Source organism: Enterococcus sp. 4E1_DIV0656 (genome assembly GCF_002140695.1).
Taxonomy (GTDB): domain Bacteria; phylum Bacillota; class Bacilli; order Lactobacillales; family Enterococcaceae; genus Enterococcus_D; species Enterococcus_D entomosocium.
Map to the genome: position 1 here is coordinate 780,661 of NZ_NGLF01000001.1, position 1,928 is coordinate 782,588.

General features: G+C 33.2%; 4 protein-coding genes. All 4 read right to left on the reverse strand.

What is annotated here, in order from left to right:
• A partial coding sequence (locus tag A5882_RS19710) for a hypothetical protein (protein ID WP_176462000.1) occupies positions 1 to 304 on the reverse strand: 304 nt, incomplete at its 3' end.
• A gap of 170 nt (positions 305 to 474) precedes the next feature.
• Positions 475 to 669: a hypothetical protein gene (locus A5882_RS03750; RefSeq protein WP_086332758.1), complete on the reverse strand. Its 195-nt coding sequence runs from the start codon at positions 667 to 669 to the stop codon at positions 475 to 477.
• A 23-nt stretch (positions 670 to 692) separates the two neighbouring features.
• Complete coding sequence (locus A5882_RS03755; protein WP_218568917.1) at positions 693 to 1,208, reverse strand: helix-turn-helix domain-containing protein; 516 nt, start codon at positions 1,206 to 1,208, stop codon at positions 693 to 695.
• A 16-nt stretch (positions 1,209 to 1,224) separates the two neighbouring features.
• Positions 1,225 to 1,677: a DUF5626 family protein gene (locus tag A5882_RS03760; protein ID WP_086372435.1), complete on the reverse strand. Its 453-nt coding sequence runs from the start codon at positions 1,675 to 1,677 to the stop codon at positions 1,225 to 1,227.
• Positions 1,678 to 1,928 lie beyond the last annotated feature (251 nt).

Genomic DNA, 1,928 nt, shown 5'->3' on the forward strand with positions numbered 1-1,928 from the left:
CGCCATAAGATGTACCAGCTGATGTTTTCGATTCAATTCTCCACATTCTATATTGAGCTACTCTAGTATTTACTTGTATGCCTTCCGAGTACAAGTTTGTATCATTATCAAGATTAATTTCAGGAACGTTTAAGTACTCTGCTCCTTCGTCCGAAAAAATTGGTGCATTTTCGTCAGGAAGAATAAGTTCATTAGTTTCTTCCATTGTTTCTGCTTTAGCATAAGTTACTGCACCACCAAAAGCTGTAAATACAGTGGTTGCAACTATTGCTGTTAACATAGTTGTTACGATAGATTTTTTCATTTTGATCCCTCTTTCATTTTTTATACACTAAGTATCCTTGAAATATGAAAAAAATGAAAGAAACGAGAAGTTTACATCATCGGTTTACTACTAAAGGTAAACGAAAAGTTTACTTTTAGTAGTTACTATTACACCTTCAGAATTAAAATTGTCTTCACCATAGAATGGTACTACTCATTTAATAGTTTATCTCTTTCTTGAACTAATCCCTTTTCTTTATCAATCAGTGTCAGAAATATTTTATCAGAATACAGTTCTTCCTGAATTTTACCCCTAAATAGCAGAAATTCTTCCGCATAGTTTAATTTTTGCTGATTGACGCTTCTTCTTTCATTACAAACAGTAAGTAAATTTCGTTTTTTCATTCTTACTCCTACTGATTTTGACGTTATTCAATCTGTTCGATCGAAACTGATCCCCACCCCATATAATTTGCTAAGTGTCCGTATCCAGCATATAAATTTAACGCCAGTGCTAAAATGCTGATAAGCCAAATTAATTTATAGTATGAATTACAGCGCTTATTTCTGACAAATACGAACATACACACAATAATGCCCACTGGAAATATGAACGATGCTAGCGCTGAAAGACCAATTAAAACCAGACTTTCATCTTTTCCCAGCGTATTTCGTAAAAGTTGGAGCTTCTGTTTCTTGCTGGCAATATCTTCATTATTATGTTCAATTTTTTTCTTCAACTTTTCATTCTCATCGAGTAGCTCTCCAATAGAAACTTCATAAAGTTGGCTCAGTAGAATTAAGTTGTCGTAGTCAGGGTAGCCTCGGTCATTTTCCCATTTTGAAATAGATTGTCTTGAAACATTAAGCTTTTCAGCTACAAACACTTGTGAGAATCCTTTGTTTTCCCGATGTGACTTAAGTTTTTCCCCGAGTTCCATCATTAAATACACCTACTTATTATTTTACAACCAGTTTACCATTTGAAATAGTCGTCGTCACGCTCGCATTAGAAGTCATTGTTCCAATCTTGTGTTTGAAGTTACAGATAGCTCTTGATGAATTGCTACTCAAAGAACTTGAAGTAATACTCCCTTGATAAGTGGTCATATTTAAATTAGTTGCAGCTGTAAATTGTTTGTTCGAGTTGACAGTCACATTGTACGATACTAACCAATTACCCGTGCTTTTTTTCGAGACTTTGTATGTCCCTTTACCTACCCTAGTACCGGATGAAATATTTTCAATCATTAGTTCAATAGTTTCTCCCGAGTCATCTATATACGATGACTCGCTTCTAATAGTTGTTGAATCAAGGTCAAATACTAACTCCTCATTTTCGTGCGCAAGTCCCGTTGCTGGAAAAAAAAGAATACCTACTCCTAATATAAATAACGTAAATATTTTTTTCATTTCGTTCTCCTATTCTAAATTTTTCTCTTAGTATACATTGTAATAATGGTATTTATAAGTATCGTTCTATTTACACTACGTAAACTTCAGGTTTACATCCCTTCGTAAACCTGAAATGTAAACAGATTAGTCCTTTAAAGTAAATAGATATGTGTCATTATGAAAATGTAAATGGAAAAGGAGTGTGAATGATGAGAAAGAGAATATTTAAAAATAAAAAAACACCATTATTATTTGCCATACTTTCAACA